The organism is Pontixanthobacter aestiaquae, assembly GCF_009827455.1.
Classification (GTDB): domain Bacteria; phylum Pseudomonadota; class Alphaproteobacteria; order Sphingomonadales; family Sphingomonadaceae; genus Pontixanthobacter; species Pontixanthobacter aestiaquae.
Genome location: NZ_WTYZ01000001.1, coordinates 454,267 through 475,449 on the forward strand (window position 1 = coordinate 454,267; position 21,183 = coordinate 475,449).

25 protein-coding genes are annotated in these 21,183 nt (G+C 57.4%); 18 read left to right on the forward strand and 7 right to left on the reverse strand.

Annotation, left to right across the window (positions count from 1 at the left end; all coding sequences use genetic code 11):
- Positions 1 to 3: 3 nt before the first annotated feature.
- Positions 4 to 1,035, reverse strand: a complete 1,032-nt coding sequence (locus GRI35_RS02095; RefSeq protein WP_160612490.1) for a quinone-dependent dihydroorotate dehydrogenase — start codon at positions 1,033 to 1,035, stop codon at positions 4 to 6.
- A gap of 310 nt (positions 1,036 to 1,345) precedes the next feature.
- On the opposite strand from GRI35_RS02095, the gene GRI35_RS02100 reads away from it, so the two are divergent.
- The 11 genes from GRI35_RS02100 (at position 1,346) to GRI35_RS02150 (ending at position 10,363) form a co-directional block, all read left to right on the forward strand.
- On the forward strand, positions 1,346 to 3,148 hold the full coding sequence (locus GRI35_RS02100) for a DUF885 domain-containing protein (protein ID WP_160612491.1): 1,803 nt from the start codon (positions 1,346 to 1,348) through the stop codon (positions 3,146 to 3,148).
- Between the two features lie 112 nt (positions 3,149 to 3,260).
- The gene (locus GRI35_RS02105) at positions 3,261 to 3,701 is read left to right on the forward strand and encodes an SUF system Fe-S cluster assembly regulator (protein ID WP_160612492.1); all 441 of its coding nucleotides are present in this window, start codon (positions 3,261 to 3,263) and stop codon (positions 3,699 to 3,701) included.
- Positions 3,698 to 5,206 carry a Fe-S cluster assembly protein SufB gene (gene sufB, locus GRI35_RS02110; RefSeq protein WP_160612493.1) on the forward strand — a complete coding sequence of 503 codons (1,509 nt, stop codon included), beginning with the start codon at positions 3,698 to 3,700 and terminating at the stop codon, positions 5,204 to 5,206. The genes GRI35_RS02105 and sufB overlap by 4 nt, the downstream gene beginning before the upstream one ends.
- A 76-nt stretch (positions 5,207 to 5,282) precedes the next feature.
- Positions 5,283 to 5,756 (forward strand): hypothetical protein, encoded by a 474-nt coding sequence (locus GRI35_RS02115; protein ID WP_160612494.1) that lies wholly within the window; start codon positions 5,283 to 5,285, stop codon positions 5,754 to 5,756.
- Positions 5,753 to 6,253, forward strand: coding sequence for an endonuclease domain-containing protein (locus tag GRI35_RS02120; protein ID WP_160612495.1), 501 nt, complete (start codon positions 5,753 to 5,755; stop codon positions 6,251 to 6,253). Before GRI35_RS02115 ends, GRI35_RS02120 begins: the two co-directional genes overlap by 4 nt.
- Before the next feature lie 20 nt (positions 6,254 to 6,273).
- Positions 6,274 to 7,032: a Fe-S cluster assembly ATPase SufC gene (sufC, locus tag GRI35_RS02125; protein WP_160612496.1), complete on the forward strand. Its 759-nt coding sequence runs from the start codon at positions 6,274 to 6,276 to the stop codon at positions 7,030 to 7,032.
- A complete protein-coding gene (locus GRI35_RS02130; RefSeq protein ID WP_160612497.1) occupies positions 7,032 to 7,811 on the forward strand; it encodes a SufD family Fe-S cluster assembly protein in 780 nt (259 codons plus the stop codon). The genes sufC and GRI35_RS02130 overlap by 1 nt, the downstream gene beginning before the upstream one ends.
- The gene (locus GRI35_RS02135; protein ID WP_160612498.1) at positions 7,808 to 9,031 is read left to right on the forward strand and encodes an aminotransferase class V-fold PLP-dependent enzyme; all 1,224 of its coding nucleotides are present in this window, start codon (positions 7,808 to 7,810) and stop codon (positions 9,029 to 9,031) included. The genes GRI35_RS02130 and GRI35_RS02135 overlap by 4 nt, the downstream gene beginning before the upstream one ends.
- Positions 9,028 to 9,519 (forward strand): SUF system Fe-S cluster assembly protein, encoded by a 492-nt coding sequence (locus GRI35_RS02140; protein ID WP_160612499.1) that lies wholly within the window; start codon positions 9,028 to 9,030, stop codon positions 9,517 to 9,519. The genes GRI35_RS02135 and GRI35_RS02140 overlap by 4 nt, the downstream gene beginning before the upstream one ends.
- On the forward strand, positions 9,519 to 10,010 hold the full coding sequence (locus GRI35_RS02145) for a GNAT family N-acetyltransferase (protein WP_160612500.1): 492 nt from the start codon (positions 9,519 to 9,521) through the stop codon (positions 10,008 to 10,010). Before GRI35_RS02140 ends, GRI35_RS02145 begins: the two co-directional genes overlap by 1 nt.
- Positions 10,007 to 10,363: a HesB/IscA family protein gene (locus GRI35_RS02150; protein ID WP_202390486.1), complete on the forward strand. Its 357-nt coding sequence runs from the start codon at positions 10,007 to 10,009 to the stop codon at positions 10,361 to 10,363. The genes GRI35_RS02145 and GRI35_RS02150 overlap by 4 nt, the downstream gene beginning before the upstream one ends.
- 183 nt (positions 10,364 to 10,546) lie before the next feature.
- Here GRI35_RS02150 and GRI35_RS14015 read toward each other — a convergent pair whose 3' ends face one another.
- Entirely contained in the window at positions 10,547 to 10,804 is a 258-nt protein-coding gene (locus GRI35_RS14015) for a hypothetical protein (protein ID WP_407985037.1), read from the reverse strand.
- 193 nt (positions 10,805 to 10,997) lie between these two features.
- Positions 10,998 to 11,759, reverse strand: coding sequence for an EI24 domain-containing protein (locus tag GRI35_RS02160; protein ID WP_235900101.1), 762 nt, complete (start codon positions 11,757 to 11,759; stop codon positions 10,998 to 11,000).
- Positions 11,760 to 11,858: 99 nt separating this feature from the next.
- On the opposite strand from GRI35_RS02160, the gene GRI35_RS02165 reads away from it, so the two are divergent.
- Both GRI35_RS02165 and GRI35_RS02170 read left to right on the forward strand, forming a co-directional pair.
- A complete protein-coding gene (locus GRI35_RS02165) occupies positions 11,859 to 12,854 on the forward strand; it encodes an adenosine kinase (protein ID WP_160612502.1) in 996 nt (331 codons plus the stop codon).
- A gap of 12 nt (positions 12,855 to 12,866) precedes the next feature.
- On the forward strand, positions 12,867 to 13,397 hold the full coding sequence (locus tag GRI35_RS02170; RefSeq protein WP_160614699.1) for a pseudouridine synthase: 531 nt from the start codon (positions 12,867 to 12,869) through the stop codon (positions 13,395 to 13,397).
- Here GRI35_RS02170 and GRI35_RS02175 read toward each other — a convergent pair.
- Together GRI35_RS02175 and purD are read right to left on the reverse strand one after the other, a co-directional pair.
- Entirely contained in the window at positions 13,394 to 14,539 is a 1,146-nt protein-coding gene (locus GRI35_RS02175; protein ID WP_160612503.1) for a cupin domain-containing protein, read from the reverse strand. The two genes, GRI35_RS02170 and GRI35_RS02175, sit on opposite strands and share 4 nt — an antisense overlap.
- A 9-nt stretch (positions 14,540 to 14,548) precedes the next feature.
- Entirely contained in the window at positions 14,549 to 15,841 is a 1,293-nt protein-coding gene (purD, locus tag GRI35_RS02180; protein WP_160612504.1) for a phosphoribosylamine--glycine ligase, read from the reverse strand.
- Here purD and xseA point away from each other — a divergent pair.
- From xseA to GRI35_RS02200, 4 genes are all read left to right on the forward strand, one after another.
- Entirely contained in the window at positions 15,840 to 17,300 is a 1,461-nt protein-coding gene (xseA, locus tag GRI35_RS02185) for an exodeoxyribonuclease VII large subunit (protein ID WP_160612505.1), read from the forward strand. The genes purD and xseA overlap by 2 nt on opposite strands.
- 24 nt (positions 17,301 to 17,324) lie before the next feature.
- Positions 17,325 to 17,528: a DUF2093 domain-containing protein gene (locus GRI35_RS02190; RefSeq protein WP_160612506.1), complete on the forward strand. Its 204-nt coding sequence runs from the start codon at positions 17,325 to 17,327 to the stop codon at positions 17,526 to 17,528.
- A gap of 8 nt (positions 17,529 to 17,536) precedes the next feature.
- Complete coding sequence (locus GRI35_RS02195; RefSeq protein WP_160612507.1) at positions 17,537 to 18,475, forward strand: M23 family metallopeptidase; 939 nt, start codon at positions 17,537 to 17,539, stop codon at positions 18,473 to 18,475.
- Between the two features lie 127 nt (positions 18,476 to 18,602).
- A complete protein-coding gene (locus GRI35_RS02200; protein ID WP_160612508.1) occupies positions 18,603 to 19,481 on the forward strand; it encodes an esterase-like activity of phytase family protein in 879 nt (292 codons plus the stop codon).
- Between the two features lie 76 nt (positions 19,482 to 19,557).
- On the opposite strand, the gene rpmB is transcribed toward GRI35_RS02200, so the two are convergent.
- On the reverse strand, positions 19,558 to 19,857 hold the full coding sequence (gene rpmB / locus GRI35_RS02205) for a 50S ribosomal protein L28 (protein ID WP_160612509.1): 300 nt from the start codon (positions 19,855 to 19,857) through the stop codon (positions 19,558 to 19,560).
- A 186-nt stretch (positions 19,858 to 20,043) separates the two neighbouring features.
- Here rpmB and GRI35_RS02210 point away from each other — a divergent pair, with 186 nt between their 5' ends.
- Positions 20,044 to 20,499: a nucleoside deaminase gene (locus GRI35_RS02210; RefSeq protein ID WP_160612510.1), complete on the forward strand. Its 456-nt coding sequence runs from the start codon at positions 20,044 to 20,046 to the stop codon at positions 20,497 to 20,499.
- Here GRI35_RS02210 and GRI35_RS02215 read toward each other — a convergent pair.
- Entirely contained in the window at positions 20,496 to 21,119 is a 624-nt protein-coding gene (locus tag GRI35_RS02215) for a ribonuclease T2 family protein (RefSeq protein ID WP_160614700.1), read from the reverse strand. The genes GRI35_RS02210 and GRI35_RS02215 overlap by 4 nt on opposite strands.
- Positions 21,120 to 21,183: the final 64 nt, after the last annotated feature.

Sequence of the window (21,183 nt, forward strand, 5' to 3'; positions counted from 1 at the left end):
GTGCTATTCGCTCCCGACCGCCTCTGCAATGGTGGAGAAGCCGTCGCGCTTCATCAATCGCTCCAGACCGCGCGTTATTGTCTTGGGCAGGCCGGGGCCTTCATAGACCATCGCGCTGTAAAGCTGGACGAGACTGGCGCCCGCGCGGATCCGCTCCCAAGCGTCTTCCGCATTGCCAATGCCGCCGACACCTATCAGTGGGACGCCCGCGCCCGTCGCCTTGCGGAAGTCGCGCAGCCGCTCCAGCGCCAGTGATTTGAGCGGTGCACCCGATAAGCCGCCCGTCTCCCCGATATGGCGTGATTGTAGCGACGCCGGACGGCTGATGGTGGTGTTGGAAACGATCAGCGCGCCCAAACCTTTGTCTTTCGCAATACGCGCTATTGAATCGATATCGGCCGCAGTCAGATCGGGCGCGACTTTCAAAAAGACTGGAGGGCCTTTGGGCTCGCGCGCTTCGAATACCGCATCGAGAAGCTCGATCAGCGCCCCTTCATCTTGCAGCGCCCTCAGACCAGGCGTGTTGGGGCTGGAGATATTGACCGCAAGATAGGTCGCCAGCGGCGCCATAATCCGTGTCATTTCGGCATAGTCTGCAATCCGGTCGATCGAGTCTTTGTTGGCGCCGATATTGATCCCGACGATTCCGCTTTTGCCTTTCCGGGCGGTTAACCGCCTTTTCGCGACCGCTGCGCCGCCATTGTTGAAGCCCATCCGGTTTATAACCGCTTTGTCCTCCACCAATCGGAAGAGCCGGGGTTTGGGGTTGCCCTCTTGCGGACGCGGTGTGATCGATCCGACTTCGGTAAATCCGAAGCCGAGACCCAACATAGCATCCGGCACCTCCGCGTCTTTGTCATACCCGGCGGCAACCCCCACAGGGTTGGGAAAGCGAATGCCCGCGACATGTGTGGCCAGCTTTCCAGCCTTCGGCGGCGTTCCGGCAGGAGCCATTCGCAGCCCTGCAATACTCAGCTGGTGGGCCCGTTCGGGATCAAGCGTGAAAATCGCTGGCTTGAGAAGTTTGAATATCATCGCGATTCGCTATGCCAACGGCCAAGAGCGCTGTCGATGCCGAGTTTGTCTGCCATAAAATTATCTAGTAATTACAATACTAGACGCCGATTTTTGTCGACCTGTCGTTTCCATACAATCGGTTCGGAGTGGTTTTGCCTATCCCCTTGGTGCGACCCGAAGGGCTCTAGCAATACGCAAAGAGTTCCTCGACTTCAGGGGCAGTTTCGGAAACGGAGCTGCCCCTTTTTTGCGCGTATTTTCGACAAGCGTTCTGGCCAAACCGCTATTTGCCCGATTAGGAGGGCAGTATAGGTTTTAGGAGAAGACGATGTCGCGCAAATCCCTGATGATTTCCTGTGCAGCCTTTGGTTTGATGATGGCCGGAGGCACTTCTGTCTACGCCCAGTCCGAAACGGTAGACGCGGCCGTTGTCGATGTTGAAGCGGTGGATATCAATGTGCTGTTCGAGGAGTATGACGCGGCTCAGCTCGAACTATCGCCCCTGTCAAAATCATATCGCGGGATTCGCGATGACGATTACGGCGAATGGGGCGACTTCAGTGATGCCGCTGCTGTGGCAAGCGAAGAATTGCTTCAGGCGACTGCCGAAAAGATGCGCGCTGCTTTCGATGTTGATCAGTTAAGCGATAGCGACGCACTGTCTTACCGGCTGTTCGACGCAATGGCGGAGCGTAGCGCCGAGCGATTCAAATTTCGCAACTACGATTATATCTTCGACCAGATGCGGGGTGCGCAAAGCCAGCTACCTGCATTTCTAATTAACATCCACCGCGTATCGACTGTGGACGATGCCGCAGCCTATGTCAGCCGGCTGGAAAAGCTTGGTCCTGCCATCGATCAGTTGATCGTTGCGACGCGCAATCAAGCTGATGACGGGGTTATGCCGCCTGATTGGGTCTTTCCCTATGTCGTTTCCGATATCGAAAATATTCTCGATCAAAGCAGCAATCCGGTGCTTGAAGACTTCGATAAGAAGATCGAAAGCCTATCGATCGAAGGGCCAGCCAAGAATGCGCTGAAACTGGATGCAGCCAGTGCGTGGAATAGCCATGCACGCCCCGCCTTTGCACGGCTGCTCGATGAAATTAAGCGACAACAAGCGATTGCGCCAACCGATGACGGTGTATGGCGTTTCCCCGAGGGTGAAGCATATTACAAAGCGCTACTCGCCAATTACACAACAACCGATCTGACCGCGAACGAGGTTCACAATATCGGCCTGCGCGAAGTCGAGCGGATCCATGGCGAAATGCGCGCAATAATGGCGAAGGTTGGCTTCAAAGGCACATTGCAGGATTTCTTCAAGTTTACCCGCAACGATGACCAGTTTTTCTACACCACGAGAGAAGACTATCTGCGCGATGCGCAGGCGAAGCTTGATGCGATGGAGGCCAAACTGCCCGAATATTTCGGGCGGCTCCCCAAAGCGCCCATGGTCATCAAGCCGGTTGAGGCATTTCGCGAAAAGAGCGCAGGTAAAGCCTTCTACCAAAGCCCTGCCCCCGACGGGTCGCGGCCTGGCACCTATTACGTGAACCTCTATAATCTGCGCGATATGTCGAAGAACGAGCTGGAAGCGCTCGCCTATCACGAGGGCTTCCCGGGGCACCATTTGCAGCGCGCTCTACAGACCGAGATGGGCGATCTTCCGCCCTTCCGGCGCTTCGGAGGCGTAACTGCTTACACTGAGGGCTGGGGCCTCTACACCGAAGAGCTGCCCAAAGAGATGGGCTTTTACCAAGATCCCTATTCGGACTTTGGCCGCTTAGGCATGGAGCTGTGGCGCGCGTGCCGGTTGGTGGTTGATACCGGCCTCCACCACAAACGCTGGAGCCGTGAAGAAGCGATCCAATATCTGACCGACAATACACCGAACCCTGATGGCGATATCCGCAAGGCCATTGAACGCTATGCGGTCTATCCAGGGCAAGCGACCGCCTATATGATCGGCAAGCTCAAGATTATGGAGCTGCGCGAGCGCGCCAAGACGGGGCTTGGTGATGCATTCGATATTCGCGGCTTCCACGACACAGTCCTGCTCAGCGGACCGGTGCCCCTGTCGATCTTGGAAGAGAATGTCGACGCTTGGATTGCTGCTGAGCAGGAGTAACCGCCGACAAAAATGCTAACGACTCGCAACAACGTCTTTGTGCTTGAACCGGCGGCGATGCGTCTCTAGCTGCAATTCGGAACGAATTAGTCCGAATTAGAGTTTAGGGTTTATGCGCCTTTCGAATCTTGCCGATTATGCTGTTGTCACAATGACCGCTGCCGCGCGTCATTGTGGTGGCGGGCGTGTGTCGGCGAGCGAGCTTGCAGCCGAAACCGGCCTGCCGGCGCCGACGGTTCAGAAGATGGTGAGTAAACTGACAGCGGCAGGCCTGCTGCGCTCCGTTCGCGGGGCGAAAGGCGGATTGCAATTGGCTCGCCCTGCGGCAGCGATTACGGTTGCCGACATTGTCGAGGCCATTGAAGGCCCTATCGCGCTGACAGCCTGCGCGGATGGCAGCACGCCCGATTGCGGTATCGAACAGAATTGCGCGGTCCGGCCTCATTGGCCGATCGTCAACAAAGCACTGCGCGGTGCACTGGCGGATATTCCGCTCACGCAGCTGACCCAAAACATTCCTTCTTTAGAGCGTATTTCGCGAGAATTGGCATGAACGAGCAAACAACACTTCCCGAAGAGGCAATCCAGGCCGAAGTCCAAGATCGGGCTGCACGTGATGCAGCGAAGAAGCTGGAAACTTACGAGCATGGCTTCTCGTCGGATATCGAGCAGACCTTCGCGCCGAAGGGTCTGAATGAAGACACTGTTCGCTTCATCAGCGAGAAGAAAGGCGAGCCGCAATGGATGCTCGACTGGCGGCTCAAGGCGTTTCGTCTGTGGCAGACCATGGAAGAGCCCGATTGGGCGAAACTCGGTTATCCGAAAATCGATTACCAAGACGCCTATTATTACGCTGAACCGACCAAGAAGCCGACTCTGGGGTCGCTTGATGAGCTCGATCCCGAAATCAAGCGAGTCTATGACAAGCTGGGCATCCCGATTGCAGAGCAGGAAGTGCTCGCAGGTGTCGAAGGGGCGCGCAAAGTCGCGGTGGACGCAGTGTTTGACAGCGTCTCGGTGGCCACCACCTTCCGCGATGAGCTTGAAAAGGCCGGTGTGATCTTCCGCAGCATTTCGGAAGCGATCAAAGAATATCCGGACATGGTCAAAAAGTGGCTCGGCAAAGTTGTGCCGCAGCATGACAATTACTTCGCCACACTCAATTGCGCAGTCTTCTCCGATGGAACCTTTGTTTACATTCCAGAGGGCGTGCGTTGCCCGATGGAACTCAGTACGTATTTCCGGATCAATGCCGAAAATACCGGCCAGTTCGAACGTACGCTGATTGTGGCGGAGAAGGGCAGCTACGTGTCCTATCTCGAAGGCTGCACTGCGCCAATGCGCGACGAGAACCAGCTCCACGCCGCGGTGGTTGAACTGGTCGCGATGGAAGATGCCGAGATCAAATATTCGACTGTCCAGAACTGGTATCCCGGTGATGCAGAAGGCAAAGGCGGGATCTACAATTTCGTGACCAAGCGCGGCCTGTGCCAGGGAGCGCGGTCGAAAATAAGCTGGACCCAGGTTGAGACGGGCAGCGCGGTGACATGGAAATATCCGTCCTGCGTGCTCAACGGCGAAAATAGCGTGGGCGAGTTCTACTCGGTAGCGGTGACCAACAATTATCAGCAGGCCGACACTGGTACGAAGATGATCCATAACGGCAAGGGCAGCCGGTCAACGATTATTTCCAAAGGCATCAGCGCCGGAAAATCTGATAACACCTATCGAGGATTGGTGCGTGTTGGCGCGAATGCGGACAATGTACGCAACTTTACGCAATGCGACTCGCTGCTGTTAGGCGACACCTGCGGCGCGCACACTGTGCCCTATATCGAGGTGAAAAACCCGACTGCGCAGATCGAACACGAGGCAACGACCAGCAAGATCAGTGATGACCAGCTATTCTATGCGATGCAGCGGGGACTGGGCGAAGAGGAGGCGGTCGCCCTGATCGTCAACGGATTTGCAAAAGAAGTTTTGAAGCAATTGCCGATGGAGTTCGCTGTCGAAGCGCAGAAACTCCTCGGCATCAGCTTGGAGGGAAGTGTAGGATGATAAATCGGCTACAGTCTGAGCAACACTTTTGCGATTTCGAGAACGGCCAATGCTAACCTTAGCATTCGCATCTGTCTTGCTCGCGCAGCAGGCGACACCCGCGGCTGCTCAACCTGTCAGCGTAGAAGCCGCGCCGGAACCAAGGCAACCGTTCGCGGCGCGAGTTTTCGTTATCGAATATCCGATCTACATTTCTCCTATGGTCGCTCAATACACAAATTGCCTCCGCTCGCGCGAAGTAGTGATTGGCGAAACCGTATCCTTTGAAGTTGAGCACCGTAAAGCTGTACCGTTGTGCGTGAAACAGGAAAAGAAGCTGAAGGAAGACGCCTTCGAAAGGCTCACATCGCGTCCTAAATATGCCATGACTATGGAGCAGCTTGGTGATTTGTTTGACAGCATTAAAATGACTCATATCGATCGCGGCCGTGTGATGGATGGTTATATGGATCGCGGCCTTGATCGTGACCCATACGCACCGCAAGTGGGGCAATCACCTGCGACGGATGTGGATATGGCAGGCACAGCTGCGGATACCACCACGCCATGACCGACCGTAAGACCCTTTCCCTCGGCTCGGGCGAGACGGCGAATGCGGACAAGACCGCTGGCTGGAACATATCCGAAGCCCGCAAGGACAAGCTGCATGAGCGTGCACGCTTCAACCGGAGGCATCCGTCCGAGGCGCATAAGCGGCTGTGGGATTTGCTGAAGGATAAAGGCGTCGGCAATTTTTCGTTCAACCGTGAAGTTGTGATGGGCTCCTCGGTTGTTGATTTTGCCTGCAAGACACGTTGGCTAGTGGTTGAAATCAGCGGCGATACCGACGCTGATGCGAAGATCGAAGAATTGTCCGATCGCAAGCTGACCGATGTCGGTGTGCGCGTGATGCGCTTCACCAAGGAACAAGTCATGGGTGATCTGGAGCCGATCAAAGACGCGATCCACGAAGAGCTGATGAAGCCTTTCGATAAGCCGCGCAGGGCAAAGCCCGAGCAAACCAATTTTGAAGACCGCGAGTTTAATCGGCGCGGCTCTACCCGATAATTTAAGAGACTGACCAAGCAATGTTGAAAATTACCAATCTCCACGCCAATGTCGGCGATACACAGATCCTCAAAGGACTGTCGCTCGAAGTGAATGCGGGCGAAATCCATGCGATCATGGGTCCCAATGGTGCGGGCAAATCGACCCTGTCCTATGTCCTGGGCGGGCGTCCGGGATATGAAGTGACCGAGGGTTCGGTCGAATTTATGGGGCAAGATTTGCTTGATCTGGAACCGCATGAGCGCGCCGCGACCGGCCTGTTCCTCGGCTTCCAATACCCGGTAGAGATTCCCGGTGTGTCGAACGTGCAGTTTCTGCGCGAGGCGCTCAATGCGCAGCGCGCCTCGCGCGGCGAAGAAGCACTGTCCGGCGGTGAATTCCTGAAGCTGGCGCGCGAGAAAGCCGCGCTGCTCAAACTCGATATGGAAATGCTCAAACGGCAGGTAAATGTCGGCTTCTCGGGTGGCGAAAAGAAGCGATCTGAGATGGTCCAGATGGGTATTCTTGACCCCAAATTTGCCGTGTTGGACGAGACCGATAGTGGTTTGGACATCGATGCGCTGCGCGTGGTCGGTGACGGGATCAATGCGATCATGCGCGACCCTGCGAAGGGTGTGCTGCTGATCACTCACTACCAACGCTTGCTTGACTATGTGAAGCCGGACAAAGTCCACGTTCTGGCCAAAGGCCGGATCGTTACCAGCGGCGGGCCGGAATTGGCGCTTCAGCTTGAGAGCGAAGGCTATGAGGGTGCGCTCGAGAGTGCTGGGGTCGCCTGATGACAGGCATCGCAACCCTTCCAACCACTCGCGATGAGGATTGGCGCTATTCCGATGGCGAATATCTCGCTGCGGCCAGTCCGGACGTAGTCAATCACTGGCGTACGCTTGAAGTGCCTGCTGGCGAAACGCGGAGCGAACATACGTTTCATGCTTCTGGGCACGCTTCAGGCGAAGAGGTCGATGGTATGGTGGATCGTCTGCGTGTTCATGTCGGCAAAGGCGGCCGTTTCGAGGCGTTCAAGACCATTGCCGGCGGAAAGTATGCCCGCGTTGAGATCGAAGTCACGCTGGAAGAGGGTGCGCATTTCGAATTTGGCGGTGTGACGCTGGGCGGAGAAGACAAAGTGCAGGAATTTGTCACGCGGACGATTCATGCTCACCCGAATGCTACATCGAACCAAGTCGTTCGCGCGGTTCAATGGGGCCAATCGACGGGTAATTTCCTGGGCCGGATCGAAGTTGCCCGCGATGCGCAAAAGACCGATGCCGCGCAGAACTTCCGCGCGATCCTGCTGGAGAAGGGCGCATCAGCAAACACAAAACCGGAGCTGGAAATCTTCGCCGACGATGTGCTCTGCGCGCATGGCGCGGCGATTGGTCAGTTGGATGAGCAGGCCAGTTATTATATGGCCGCGCGCGGCATTCCGCCGGAAATTGCGCGCAAACTGCTGATTCAGGCTTTTATTGGCGACGCATTCGAAGCGATTGCGGACGATGCGGAGCGGGAGCGGATGCTCGAAGATACGCTTGCCAATCTGAATGTGGAGGCAGTGTGAACGCACCTGCATCCCTCCTCACTCGCAAAGCGGACTTTCCCGGCCTTGTGGCGGCTGAGGGACAACCGTGGCACTATCTCGATACCGCCGCGACGGCGCAGAAGCCGCAGGCAGTGATCGATGCGATGTCGAATGCGCTTGGCCGCGATTATGCGACAGTGCATCGCGGCGTCTATTCGCGCTCGGCAGAAATGACACAGGCCTATGAGGCCGCCCGCCGCCGTGTCGCCGAATTCATCGGTGCTCGGTCCGAGAACGAAATCGTGTTTGTGCGCGGAGCGACCGAAGGCATCAATCTCGTTGCGCAAAGCTGGGGTGGATTGAACCTCAAAGCCGGCGACCGGATTATGCTCAGCCAGCTGGAGCATCATTCGAATATCGTTCCTTGGCAGATGATTGCGCAGCAGACCGGAGCAGAAATCGATGTGTGCCCGCTGACCGAGGACCATCTGATCGATCTGGGCGCACTGGAGCAAATGCTCACACCGCAGCACAAGATTGTCGCGCTTGCGCATGTTTCCAATGTGCTTGGGTCAATTCTCGGTGTGAAGCGGGCTGCAAAACTGGCGCATAATGTCGGCGCAAAGCTGCTTCTCGATGGCTGCCAGGCCGCCCCGCGGATGCGGCTTAATATGCAAGAGCTCGATTGCGATTTCTACGTGTTGTCGGCGCACAAGCTGTACGGCCCGACCGGTATCGGCGTGCTGTGGGCGCGCGAAGAGCTGCTCGATACGATGCCACCCTATCAAGGGGGAGGCGCGATGATCGACAGCGTTACTTTCGAAAAGACAACGTATGCGCCGCCGCCACAGCGATTCGAGGCTGGCACGCCGATGATTACCGAAGCAGTCGCGATGCATGCGGCGATTGATTATGTTGATGCGCTCAATTTGGAGAGCCTTTTTGCGCATGAAAGCGGGCTCGCAACAACACTTCGCAACGAACTTCGAACAATCAATTCGATCCGCCTGTTCGGCCCCGAGAAGTCGGCTGGAATTGTCTCGTTCGAGATGGAAGGGGTTCATCCGCACGATCTCGGCACCATATTGGACGAAGAGAACGTTGCGATCCGTGCCGGACATCACTGCGCGCAGCCGCTGATGACACATCTGGGCGTTCCCGCGACGGCACGGGCCAGCTTCGGGCTATACAGCGATGAAAGCGATATCGATGCACTGCTGCGCGGTATTGAAAGAACTAAGAGGATCTTCGGCCAATGAACGAAGAGCGAAAGATAACAACTGAAGAAGTGACCGAAGTCGCGGCACCAGCGCGCGCGCGCGTTGAAGATGCGGCGGAAGATTCTGCTTCTGAAACCATGGGCGAAAAGCTGGAACGTAAGCGCGATTATCTTGAAGGCTTTCTTCAGAAGAAACCTGAAAAAGTCGCACCCGGTGATCCGGGTGGTGAGCTCCACGACGCAGTTATTGCTGCGCTGCAAGAAATCTACGACCCGGAAATCCCGGTCAATATTTACGATCTTGGCCTGATCTACGGTGTCGAGGTCGACTCCGATTCGGATGTTACTGTCAGCATGACATTGACCACGCCAAATTGCCCGGTGGCAGAATCCATGCCGGCCGAGGTTGAACTTCGCGCTGCGTCCGTGCCCGGTGTGCGCGATGCGGAAGTGGTTCTGGTGTGGGACCCACCATGGGATCCCGGCAAAATGAGCGATGAAGCGCGCCTAGAATTGGGAATGCTGTGATGGCCGATATCACGGTTTTTTTGGCCGATTACAGCAACCCGGTGCATGCAGATGCAATCATTTCGATGCTGGATGTTTACGCGCGAGATCCAATGGGCGGAGGCGCCCCGCTGAGTGATTACACACGAAAAAACCTGGTGTCTGGTCTTGTGCAAACCCCAGGCGCCTTTTCGGTCTTGGCTTTCCACGGTGAGGCGCCCGCTGGGCTGGCCAATTGCTTCACCAGCTTTTCGACCTTTGCTGCAAAACCGCTGGTGAATATCCATGACGTGGTTGTCGACGCACGGATGCGCGGCCAAGGTATTGGCAAGCGCTTGTTCAAGAAAATTGAAATGGTCGCTGTAGAGAAGCACGCATGCAAGGTGACGCTTGAAGTGCTCAGTGGGAACGAAACCGCCAAAGGCCTCTATGCTGCGCTGGGCTACGGTGATTACGAGCTTGATCCGAGTAAGGGGCACGCGTTGTTCTGGCAAAAGGCATTGGCATCATGAGCGATACAAAAATCCGGCAAATCCCTGCCGCTGTCACGCTGACCAAGGGCGCAGAAGCGCGGATTGCGCATCTGATGTCTCAAGCACCTGATGATGCGATTGGGGTGAAACTATCGACTCCGCGCCGCGGTTGTTCCGGCCTAGCGTACTCGGTTGATTATGTGACCGAGGAAGTGAAGTTCGATGAGAAAATCGAGACCCCCGGCGGGACCTTCTACATTGATGGGGCCAGCGTGCTCTATCTGATCGGTTCCATCATGGATTGGGTCGAGGACGACTTCACCGCTGGCTTCACTTTCGAGAATCCGAACGCCAAAGGCGCCTGCGGCTGCGGCGAGTCCTTCATGGTCTGAATTGCAGGACCAAGTTCAGGTCATTCGCAAGCCGCCCGAGCATGGCTTGTTCAAGCGCACCTACTTCGCCGTCAGTTTCGGCCATTCGCCGCCCAGTTTCCGAATTGTACGCGCATGATGGAACCCCCTGAATATCGAGGTGATCTCTGCTCTTCTATATGCTTCAGTTTCTGCTGGCGCACTCTAGCGCTTTAGAGCTGCCACGCAGGAGGCGCGATCTACATCCAGGCCGTCGCTGGAGCGCCGTGCATCGACATAGGTCGCGGTGGGCGTAGCGCCTGGCGCAAGCGGATAGAGATAGATATCGAGCACGCAGGCTTCGCCGCTAAACTGCAACTTCTGGGCATCGCCTTCGCGTACATCAAGCCGCGCTTGGCCGAACTGACGCTGCAACGCTGCGCTATCGGACCCGATCACACGCTCTAGGCCAGGAATATCCATTATCCGCGGCGCTTGAAAACCGGGCGTTGTCGAGGGCCCGGGCGCTTGGCGCGGCGGTGTCGAAGGCACTGGAACGCGCGCGGTTCGTCCAATTGGCGCATTGGGACTGGTGCCTGGTGATGGGGGCGGCACGGCTGTGGCGGCACAGGCACCTAAAAAGGGCACAATGCCGAGAAACAGTGTCTGTGAGAGTCTACGTGACATTGATTGGTCCAAGTGTGTCGGAGGAGTGCTTTTCTTCCAAACGGCCATGCACGAGATGCGCTGCGCTGGCAGCCCCTATCACCGGGGCCAAGAAATTCACGAATGGTATCGCCATCATTGCTGCTACTGCTCCGCCGATCGCAAATCGCTCCGGGCCGCTGAGAGGCGCAGCTTCGCCAATGGAGCGGCGGTGGCGTAGCCAGATCATATCCTGCAATTCACGGCCCAACAGCCAGCCATTGGCGGCCCAGAAGATGATTGGGGGCCCAATTGCAATCACCAGCATGGGAATGGCGAGGATAAGCGCGAGCAGGTTAACGCCGATAGCGCGGCCAATAGAGCGGGCGCCGTGATGCAATTCCTCTTGCCACGACAGGCTGCGCGCATGGCCAAGGCTTGCCGGGTAATGCTTGGCCTCCACGGCGATCACCACTTCATCGGCAAAGAATTGCAATACGGCGAGCGCGACAATCCGAAATAGTAACCAAGCGCCCAGAATAGTCAGAACGATGGCAACCAAAGCGCCGAGTTCCGCGCCAAATGTGACCTCGTGATTGATCAAGAGGCGGCTCAATGCGGCCCACATCCCAGCACCGAGCAGCGCAAAAATTACCAGCGTGATGAAAATAGTCTTTGTAAGAAGGCGCACGATCTTCGGATCGCCCAATTGCGCGATTGCTTTGGAAATGGCGGCCGGGACGCGAGTCATACGGCGCTGCTTTGCCCACAGGCGGGGGCGCACGTCAATCATGCAATATGCGGAAAGCCTTGGCGTGCCCTCGGCAAGCGGCTAGGCGCGCTTCAGCAAACGAAAGGCGCTCAAGCGCACAAGTAATTCCCAAGGATATGTATGACCGAACCCCGCTATGATGTGATCGCAATCGGCAATGCCATTGTGGATGTGATGGCCCCTTGTGATGACGCATTGATCGAAGAGCTGCAGCTTGCCAAAGGCGGAATGTCGCTAATCGATGCAGACGGCGCACGCGATCTGTATTCGGCTATGGGCCCCGCGAAAGAAATTTCAGGCGGTTCGGCGGCCAACACGCTGGCCGGTCTGGCTGCGCTCGGCGCGCAATGTTCATTTATCGGACAAGTTGCTAGCGATCAGCTCGGCGACGTATTCAGCCACGACATTCGCGCTGCGGGCATCGATTTCGATACGCCGGCGCGCGAAGGCGAACCGCCAACCGCCCGCTGCCTGATTTTTGTGACGCCTGATGGCGAGCGGACAATGAATACATTCCTCGGAGCAAGCCAGTTCTTGCCACCTGCCGCCTTGAGCGAAGATGCTATCCGTGACGCGGCCGTGCTCTATCTCGAAGGCTATCTTTGGGACCCCGAAGAGCCGCGCAGCGCGATGCGCCGCGCTATCGAAGTGGCCCGCAGCGCTGGTCGCAAAGTCGCTTTCACCGCATCGGAGAGCTTTGTAATTGACCGCCATGGCAATGACTTCCGCGCGTTAATCGATGAAGGCCTGATCGACATTCTGTTCGTTAACGAGAGCGAACTTGCGACACTAACCGGCGAGGACGATTTCGAGGCTGGCTTAGCTGCAATCGCGCCAAAGCTGCCGGTGCTGGTCGCGACCAAGGGTGCCAATGGCGCCGTGGCAATTGCCGGAGGCGAGCGCGGCGAAGTCGCTGCTGAACCGGTAGAGGCGGTGGTGGACACTACCGGCGCAGGCGATCTGTTCGCGGCTGGCTTCCTCTCAGGCCATGTGAAGGGCGAAAACCTTAAAAACTGCCTGACGCGCGGTGCGGTTTGTGCGGCAGAGATAATATCGCATTACGGCGCGCGCCCCGAAGCCGATTTGCGGGCGCTGGTTGCTGAGCGTTTGGGTTAAGGTGAACATCCACTGCTGATCCTATTCAATAAACCGCATGGGGTGCTGTCGCAATTTACCGACGGGCAGAGCCCGCGTGCGACACTGTCGGACTTTATCGACGTCCCGAATGTCTATCCGGCGGGGCGGCTTGATCGCGACAGCGAGGGCTTGCTGCTGCTTACCGATGACGGGCGGCAGCAAGCGCGTATTTCCGACCCCAAGTTCAAAACGCCAAAAACCTACCTCGCTCAAGTTGAACGCGAACCGGACGAGGCCGGTCTCGAGAAGCTACGACAAGGGGTAAAGTTGAAGGATGGTATGACTCTCCCCGCCGAGGTGGAGCGGATTGAAGAACCCGATTTGTGGCCGCGCGATCCGCCTGTGAGGTACCGAAAAACGCTGCCCGATTGCTGGATCAAACTGACGATACGCGAAGGCAAGAATCGCCAGGTCCGGCGGATGACCGCGGCGGTTGGCCATCCGACTTTGCGGCTGGTTAGATGGTCGATTGGCGATTGGAGTCTTGACGGGATTCCCCCTGGTGAATGGCGTGCAGGCTAGGCCTCGATTGCCAAACTTCCGGCTTTGATGAGTTGCAAGGTTAGCTCCGAAACCGCAGCGCTAGCGATCATGTTGAACGTCGGACTGATGGTAGAGGCGCTACACAGCAATCGTGCAAACTCAGCCACTTCGCCATCGCAGGTATAGAATTCGCCTTGGACGAATAGCTGCACTTTGCCACTGTCTTGCTCAATAAAAGCAAAACGGCTTGCGGGATTGCGCAAAAGCGTGATGCCAGCGACAAATTCGGCGGCAAACTCTGTCTCTGTGATTGGTGTTTCAAGCTGCCAATCGACCTCCGGATATTTGGCGGTGCTGCTATATCTGCCGAACCAGTTTGCGAATGCGCTTCTGTCGCTTAGTCGCTCGGTGACCATCGCATGGAGCTGTTCGATTGCTTCTGGCGCTATCTCACCGGGGTTGCCCTGCGGCACCAGATCCTGGTCGCTGTAGCGATCATCCTCCACCATTTCCCCGAGGAGATCATCCATCCATCCGCCGATCAGATCGCCGCGAGATGGTGCACGGAAGCCGACGGAATATGTCATGCAATCCTCGCCCTCGGCGATACCATTATGCGCAATACCTGGCGGAACGTAGAGCATATCGCCAGGCTCCAGCACCCATTCTTGGGTCGGCGTGAAGTCGGCGAGCAAACGCAGGTCACCATGTGGCAGCAATTTACTAGCTCCACCGCACATTCCGCCAACTTGCCATCGCCGTTTACCCGCGCCTTGGATCAAGAATACGTCATACTGGTCGAAATGCGCGCCCACGCCGCCGCCATCGGCAGCAAAGCTCACCATCACATCGTCAATCCGCCAATCGGGAACAAAGCGGAAAGGCTCAATCAGTGCGGCGACTTCGGGCACATGGTGATCGACAGCCTGCACCAACAATGTCCAGTTCCGCTTTTCGAGCGTATCGTAGCGGTCGGAAACTATTGGTCCGTGTTCAACCCTTGGAACATGCTCTCCACCAATAATCAGGCGCGATTCAATCGTGTCTTCGCAGGCCAAACCTGCGAGTTCTTCGGGTGTCATCGGGTTTTGCCAGGCCGACCATGGATTGCGGATCAGCAGCGGTTTCTTTTGCCAATAGTCGCGCAGAAACGCGGTGTGGTCCAAGCCCGTTAATTCCATAACTGAGTTCTAGCTATTGGCTTCACGCTCAACCTCACGCCAACCAATGTCGCGGCGGCAAAATCCGCTCGGAAAGCTGATCGCATCGACCGCAGCATATGCTCCTGCCTGCGCCGCGGTCACATTGGGGCCCGAATGCGTGACATTCAGCACACGTCCACCATTCGCGACGAGCTGACCACTATTTGAGACTTTGGTTCCCGCGTGGAAGATTTTGGTGCCGTGCGCTTCGGCGTTGCCGAGGTCGATTGCCCCACCTTTTTCTGGCGTTGAAGGATAGCCATTAGCCGCCATCACCACTGTGAGCGCGGTGGCATTGTCGAACTCGGCTGGCCCCTGCTTCTCAAGCGTGCCCATCGCGCAGGTCAACATTATTTCACCGAGGTCGCTTTGCAAACGGCTCATCAGCACCTGACATTCAGGGTCACCAAACCGGCAATTATACTCGATCAGTTTGGGTCCTTCATCGGTCAGCATCAGCCCGGCGAACAACACGCCGGAATATGGCGTTCCCTCTGCACGCAGCGTGTCGACTGTCGGGCCGATGATCCGCTCCATCACTTGCTCTTCTAATTCCGGGGTAAGCACTGGCGCTGGGCTGTAGGCGCCCATCCCGCCAGTGTTGGGGCCAGTGTCACCCTCGCCAACGCGCTTGTGATCCTGCGCGCTGCCGAAGGGGATGATTGTTTCGCCGTCGGTCAGTGCAAAGAAGCTCGCTTCCTCCCCCTGCATGAATTCTTCGAGTACGACTTCCGCGCCAGCATCCCCGAATTTCCCGCTGAACATATCGGTCAGTGCTTCTGTGGCGAGCGCGCGGGTCTCGGCGATCACTACACCTTTGCCTGCGGCGAGGCCGTCCGCTTTGAGCACATAAGGTGCTTCGAATTTGCCAAGCGCAGCAGTTGCATCGCCGAGCGACATTGTCCGTTCATAACCTGCGGTTGGAATATTCGCGCGCTCGCACAGATCTTTGGTGAAGCCTTTGCTGCCTTCCAATTGCGCGGCGGCTTTGGAAGGTCCGAAGACGGGAATTCCGACTGCGCGTAGACTATCACCCAGGCCATCGACCAAAGGTGCTTCTGGCCCCACTACAACCAGCCCGATATTGTGATCGGCGCAGAACGCAATAACCGCCTGGTGATCGCTGGCATCCAGCGAAATGCATCGTGCATGATCGGCAATGCCGGGGTTGCCCGGTGCGGCATAGAGAGTATCGTCCTCGCCAGCGAGCAAGCGTGATTGCGCCAGCTTCCATGCCAATGCATGTTCGCGTCCGCCGGAGCCTAACAAAAGGATATTCATGCCCAGTTCTTCATCCCAAGACAGTGTGGAGAACGGTTTGGTAGCGCGCAGCGGCGAGGGCGACAACGCCGCGCCGCTGTCGATCACCGAAATATCGACGATCCTGAAGCGGACGGTGGAAGACCGGTTTGGCCATGTGCGTCTGCGCGGCGAGTTGTCAGGTGTGAAGCGTGCGGCGTCGGGCCACCTTTATTGCAGCCTCAAAGATGAAAAGGCGGTGATCGATGGTGTGATGTGGCGCGGCAATGCCGGGCGGTTGGGCTTCCTGCCAGAGGACGGCATCGAAGTCGTCGCAACGGGTAAGCTGACGACCTATGCGGGGCGGTCAAAATACCAGATCGTAATGGATAGCATGGAGATCGCTGGCGAGGGCGCGCTTCTGGCGCTGCTGGAGAAGACGCGCCTGCGGCTGGAAAAAGAAGGCCTGTTCGCGCCCGAGCGGAAGACGGCTTTGCCTTTCCTGCCGCGCACCATTGCTGTCGTGACGTCGCCAACCGGTGCAGTGATCCGCGATATTCTCCACCGCTTGGCTGATCGCTTTCCCAGTCAAGTGCTGGTCTGGCCTGTGCTCGTGCAGGGGCAAGGCTCTGCCGAACAGGTCGCGGACGCTATTCGCGGTTTCTCGGACCTGCCGGAAAGTGTTCCCAAGCCCGATCTGCTCATTGTCGCACGCGGCGGCGGTTCGATCGAAGATTTGTGGGGCTTCAATGAAGAAGTGGTCGTGCGCGCGATCGCCGACTGCCCGATACCGGTGATCTCGGCTGTTGGGCATGAAACCGATACAACGCTGGCTGACTTTGCTGCTGATCGCCGCGCCCCCACGCCGACGGCTGCTGCCGAAATGGCAGTGCCCGTCCGTGCGGAACTGGCCGCAACTATCGAAGACCTTGCCCACCGGAAGAAGCGGGCAATCGCTCGCCCTGTCACTTTGGGACGCGAACGTTTGGATGCGCGGATCAAGCGCCTGCCGCGCCCTGAAGCATTGCTACAACCACAAGTGCAGCGGCTTGACGACATTTCCGAGAGGCTACGGCGTGGGCTCAAAGACCGGACGGCAAAAGGCCGTGAAAAATTGGGCATTCTTCGGCTTTCCACTGCGACTATGACCCGCAATCTACGAGACGCGGGGCAGAAGCTGTCGGCGAACAGGCTAACCCACGCGCTCGTCGAAAATCGGGTGGCGCGCGACAGCGAACGCTTCACAGCGCTGGAACGACTATTCCAATCGCTCAATCCTGAGGCGCCACTTCGGCGCGGGTTCGTGCTGGTGAAAGATGTGGAGGGCAATCTGGTGCGGACCAAAGCCGCGGCTGAGAAACACGCGCAGCTTGGCGTGAAATTCGCCGATGGTGTGCTGGATGTCGCCACCGGAACAGCGCCTTCAGCTCCGGCTAAGCCAAAGACACGTAAGCCTCGCACCGATGCGGCACAGGACCGACAAGATGATTTGTTCGGTTAGGCCGTGCTTGCTAAGGACAAAGCTATGTTGATGTCTTCAGGAAACAACGCCGCGAAACTGGCTTACGGTCCCAATGGTTTCCGCGTGATCAAATCGGGGCAATATGTCCTGTGTGCAGTTTCGGGCGAGCAGATTCCGCTCGACGAGCTGCGCTATTGGAGCGTGGATTTGCAGGAACCCTATGCCAGCGCGGAGATCGCAACGCGGCAGATGATAGACAATTCGTGAGCGGAATAATGCGCATCGGTCTTGGTGCCTCATTGTTTGCGCTGGCCGGGTGCAGCGGCGCGGCAATCGATAACCCTCCTCCGGCAGAGGTTGGACAGGCCGAACTGGTCCAGCCAATCGCCACGGAAGCGGCAAGGGCTGCGCCCGCCCCGGAACCGGCTTTCGTACCGCCCCCGGAGCCAGTCGGCCCGACGACGTTTCTTTATGACGGGCAGTTAACTCAAGGCGGATGGATTCGCGGGCAGGCGCCCGGCGGCGCGGTTTCGGCGACATTGGGCGGGCAGGCACTGGTATTGGATGACGATGGCTTTTTCTTCGCTGCGTTTGATCGTGATGCGGGACCATCGGCGACTTTGGTCGCGCGACTGAAGGATGGCCGCACGATAGAAAGCCCGCTGACCATCAGCCCGCGCAAATGGAATATCGAACGAATCAATCTTGCTCGCCCGCGCGGTAAGGCGAGCGAGGCCTTTATGGTCCGCCGCCGCCCCGAGCTGGCGCAGATCAACGCCGCTCGTAAAGTGAATGCCGATAGCGAGGGATGGCGGCAGGATTTCATTTGGCCAGTGAAGGGGCGCATTTCGGGGCGTTTCGGCAGCCAGCGTATCTATGCCGGTGTCCCGGGCAGCTATCATTCAGGCATCGATATCGCGCCCGGGAATGGTGTGCCCTATGTTGCACCAGCTGATGGTGTCGTCACCCTGGCGACGAAGAAACCGTTCTCGCTTGAGGGGTATCTGCTGATTATTGACCACGGGAACGGGCTCAACAGCGCATTTTTGCACAATTCGAAGATCGCTGTTAGCGAAGGCGATGTGGTCAAGCAGGGCCAGTATATCGGCAATATCGGTTCAACTGGAAGTGCCACTGGCCCACATCTCCATTGGGGTTTGAAATGGCGCAATTCGCGGCTTGATCCGTTGCTGTTTGTCGGCCCAATGAACTGATCAGTTTGGCATGAAAAGCAGGCGGCGAAGCTTTTTGCGATTGATCGCGATTGTGCTGCTGGCTGCATTGATTGCGCCTGGCACTTGGTTGCGTTCGCCACCTGCAGATTCGGATGATTCGCAGAGCATGAGTTTGACCGCGCTCGCGCCAGGGGGTTTTGATCTGGGCGAAGTAGAGCTCACCGGTGCGTGGCATCTGCATAGCCCAAATAGCCAGTTCGGCAGTTATTCGGCGCTGCTTGCTTTGCCGGGATGTCAGTTCCTCTCAGCCAGCGACACCGGAAGATTGCTGCGCTTCCCGATGCCCGGCTGTGACGGTGACGTGGTGATCGAGCGTTTTGCAGGCCGGACGGCACTCAAAAAAAAGCTGATCGACATCGAATCGCTAACCCACGATCCTGAAACGGGCCGCATTTGGGTAGGATATGAAGGTACCAACACGATTGAGCGCCTCGAAAGTGATCTGACCGGTGCGGAGAGCGTGCGGCCTGACGAACTGCGCGCGTGGCCTTCAAACTCTGGGCCGGAAGCGATGGCGCGCTTGTCCGACGGGCGCTTCATTGTCATCGCGGAGGGCAGCGAAGGCTATTGGGATGACGACTTTTCCGCACTGCTGTTTAATGGCGACCCGATCGAAAATCCGAACCCAAGTAAATTCCGCTTTGAAGCGCCTGCGGGTTACCGCCCGGTTGATGCGACCGAGCTGCCCGATGGCCGTGTTTTGGTACTGGTCCGCGACTTTGTATTTGGCGTGCCGCCCACCTTTAATGCGAAGCTTGTCGTCGCCGATCCGGCAGAGATCGAAGCTGGCGGAGTTTGGCGCGGAGCGGAGATCGCGACGATAAGTGATGCGAAACTCGAAGATAATTACGAGGGCGTTGCGGTGGTACCGCGCGATGATGGCGCTCTCGATATATGGCTGATTTCCGACGATAATGGCACGTCATTCCAACGCACGATGCTACTCAAACTGAAATGGAATCCGGAAGAGCCAAGCGCGCAATAGAAAAAGCGCGCGGAAATAACCGCACGCCCTTTCAAACCAGGTTCTGACCAACCGCCCTTCGCAGGGCCAGACGCAATCAAGCAGCCTTGTCAGTTTCCTTGGTCGCTTTCTTCAATTCGCGCTTCACTTTCTGCGCGTTCTTGGAAAGCTTCTCGTCCTTGGTCTTCAGCAGCCAATTGTCGAGACCGCCATTATGTTCAACCGAACGCAGGCCGTGTGCGGAGACGCGAAATTTGAAACCTCGGTCGAGCTTTTCGCTCAGCAGGGTGACGTGCTGCAGGTTGGGCAGGAAGACACGCTTGGTCTTGTTATTGGCGTGGCTTACATTGTTGCCGGTCAGGCGGCCCTTGCCGGTCAGTTCGCAAATGCGCGACATGCTGTCTCTCGTTCGAATTCGGGGCCGCCAGCACATGCCGAAGGCCAGTTAAATCTGTGGGATTATCCCGGAAAGGCGCGCGGATAGCTCCCCATTGCCGAATCGTCAAGCAAATCGTCGCCGCTACGCCTTAATATCGTGAGGTGCGTATTGCAGGGTGCGTGCGGCTTGGCTAGCGCCTTCGGCATGACTCGCTGGCCCCTTCCCGACCCCATGCGCAAAGCTCTGGCGCTGGCGCAAGAGGCGGGAACAGCAGGCGAGGTGCCAATCGGTGCTGTTATTGTCCGAGCCGGGGAAGTGGTAGCGACCGGCCACAATACCCCGCGAACCGATCATGATCCGACCGCACATGCAGAAATCATGGCGATTCGCGGTGCTGCGAAGGCGCTAGGGCAGGAACGGCTGGAGGGCTGTGAGCTTTGGGTGACTTTGGAACCTTGCACTATGTGCGCAGGTGCGATTTCCCATGCGCGAATTGCTAAGCTTTACTACGCCGCTTCCGATCCCAAAGGCGGTGCTGTGGAGCATGGCGCCAAAGTATTTGAGCAGCCGCAATGTCTGCACAAGCCAGAGGTCTATTCGGGGATGGGTCAGGCGGAGGCTGCCGAGATGCTGCGCGCTTTCTTCCGTTCCAAGCGCTAAAGCCCGCGCCAGATCTTCACTTTGGTTGAATCGCCTGGCCCGAAGCGCCTTCTGTCACAAGCCTTCGGCATGAAGTTCTTACCGTAGCAGAGGCGTAATTCCTCAAGCCATCCGCGCCGGTTCAAGTCGATGCCAACCGCTGAACGCGGCCATGCTGGATTGGCCTTAACAAACGCATCGCGTAGCTTGCCTGCGGTTAGCTCCTCATCACGGGAAAGCGCATCCATTCCCGGAAAGCTGAGCGATTTCCACAAAATGCGGGTGACTTTGAAATAGGTCTCCGGCTTGCGCGTCATGCAGCTGCCATGTTTGGCCCATTGGCTGGCGATCAGACGGGCGGAGGGCATCATACACATGTTGCGACGCGCTTCAGCGGGCGGAACGGTGCGCGCCGCTGAGCACCATTGTGGCCAAGAGCCCCGGCTTTCCGGCCACAAGCCGTGGGCTACAAACCCAAATCGCCCATTCCGGCGAGAGCATTGTGTCCGATGCCGCGCCTGCATCTCGCGCCCTTTGCAGAACTCGGGCGACCAACTGAGAGCGAAGGTATAGCTGGTCACGGGCAAGCGGCGCGGTTTGGACTGCGGTGTAACCTTGGGAACCGAGATCGCGTTAGGCATCCGGCACTGATAGGCTTGGGCATGCGCCGCGCTACTTGCGCCAAGCAGTCCGGCCACCGCGATA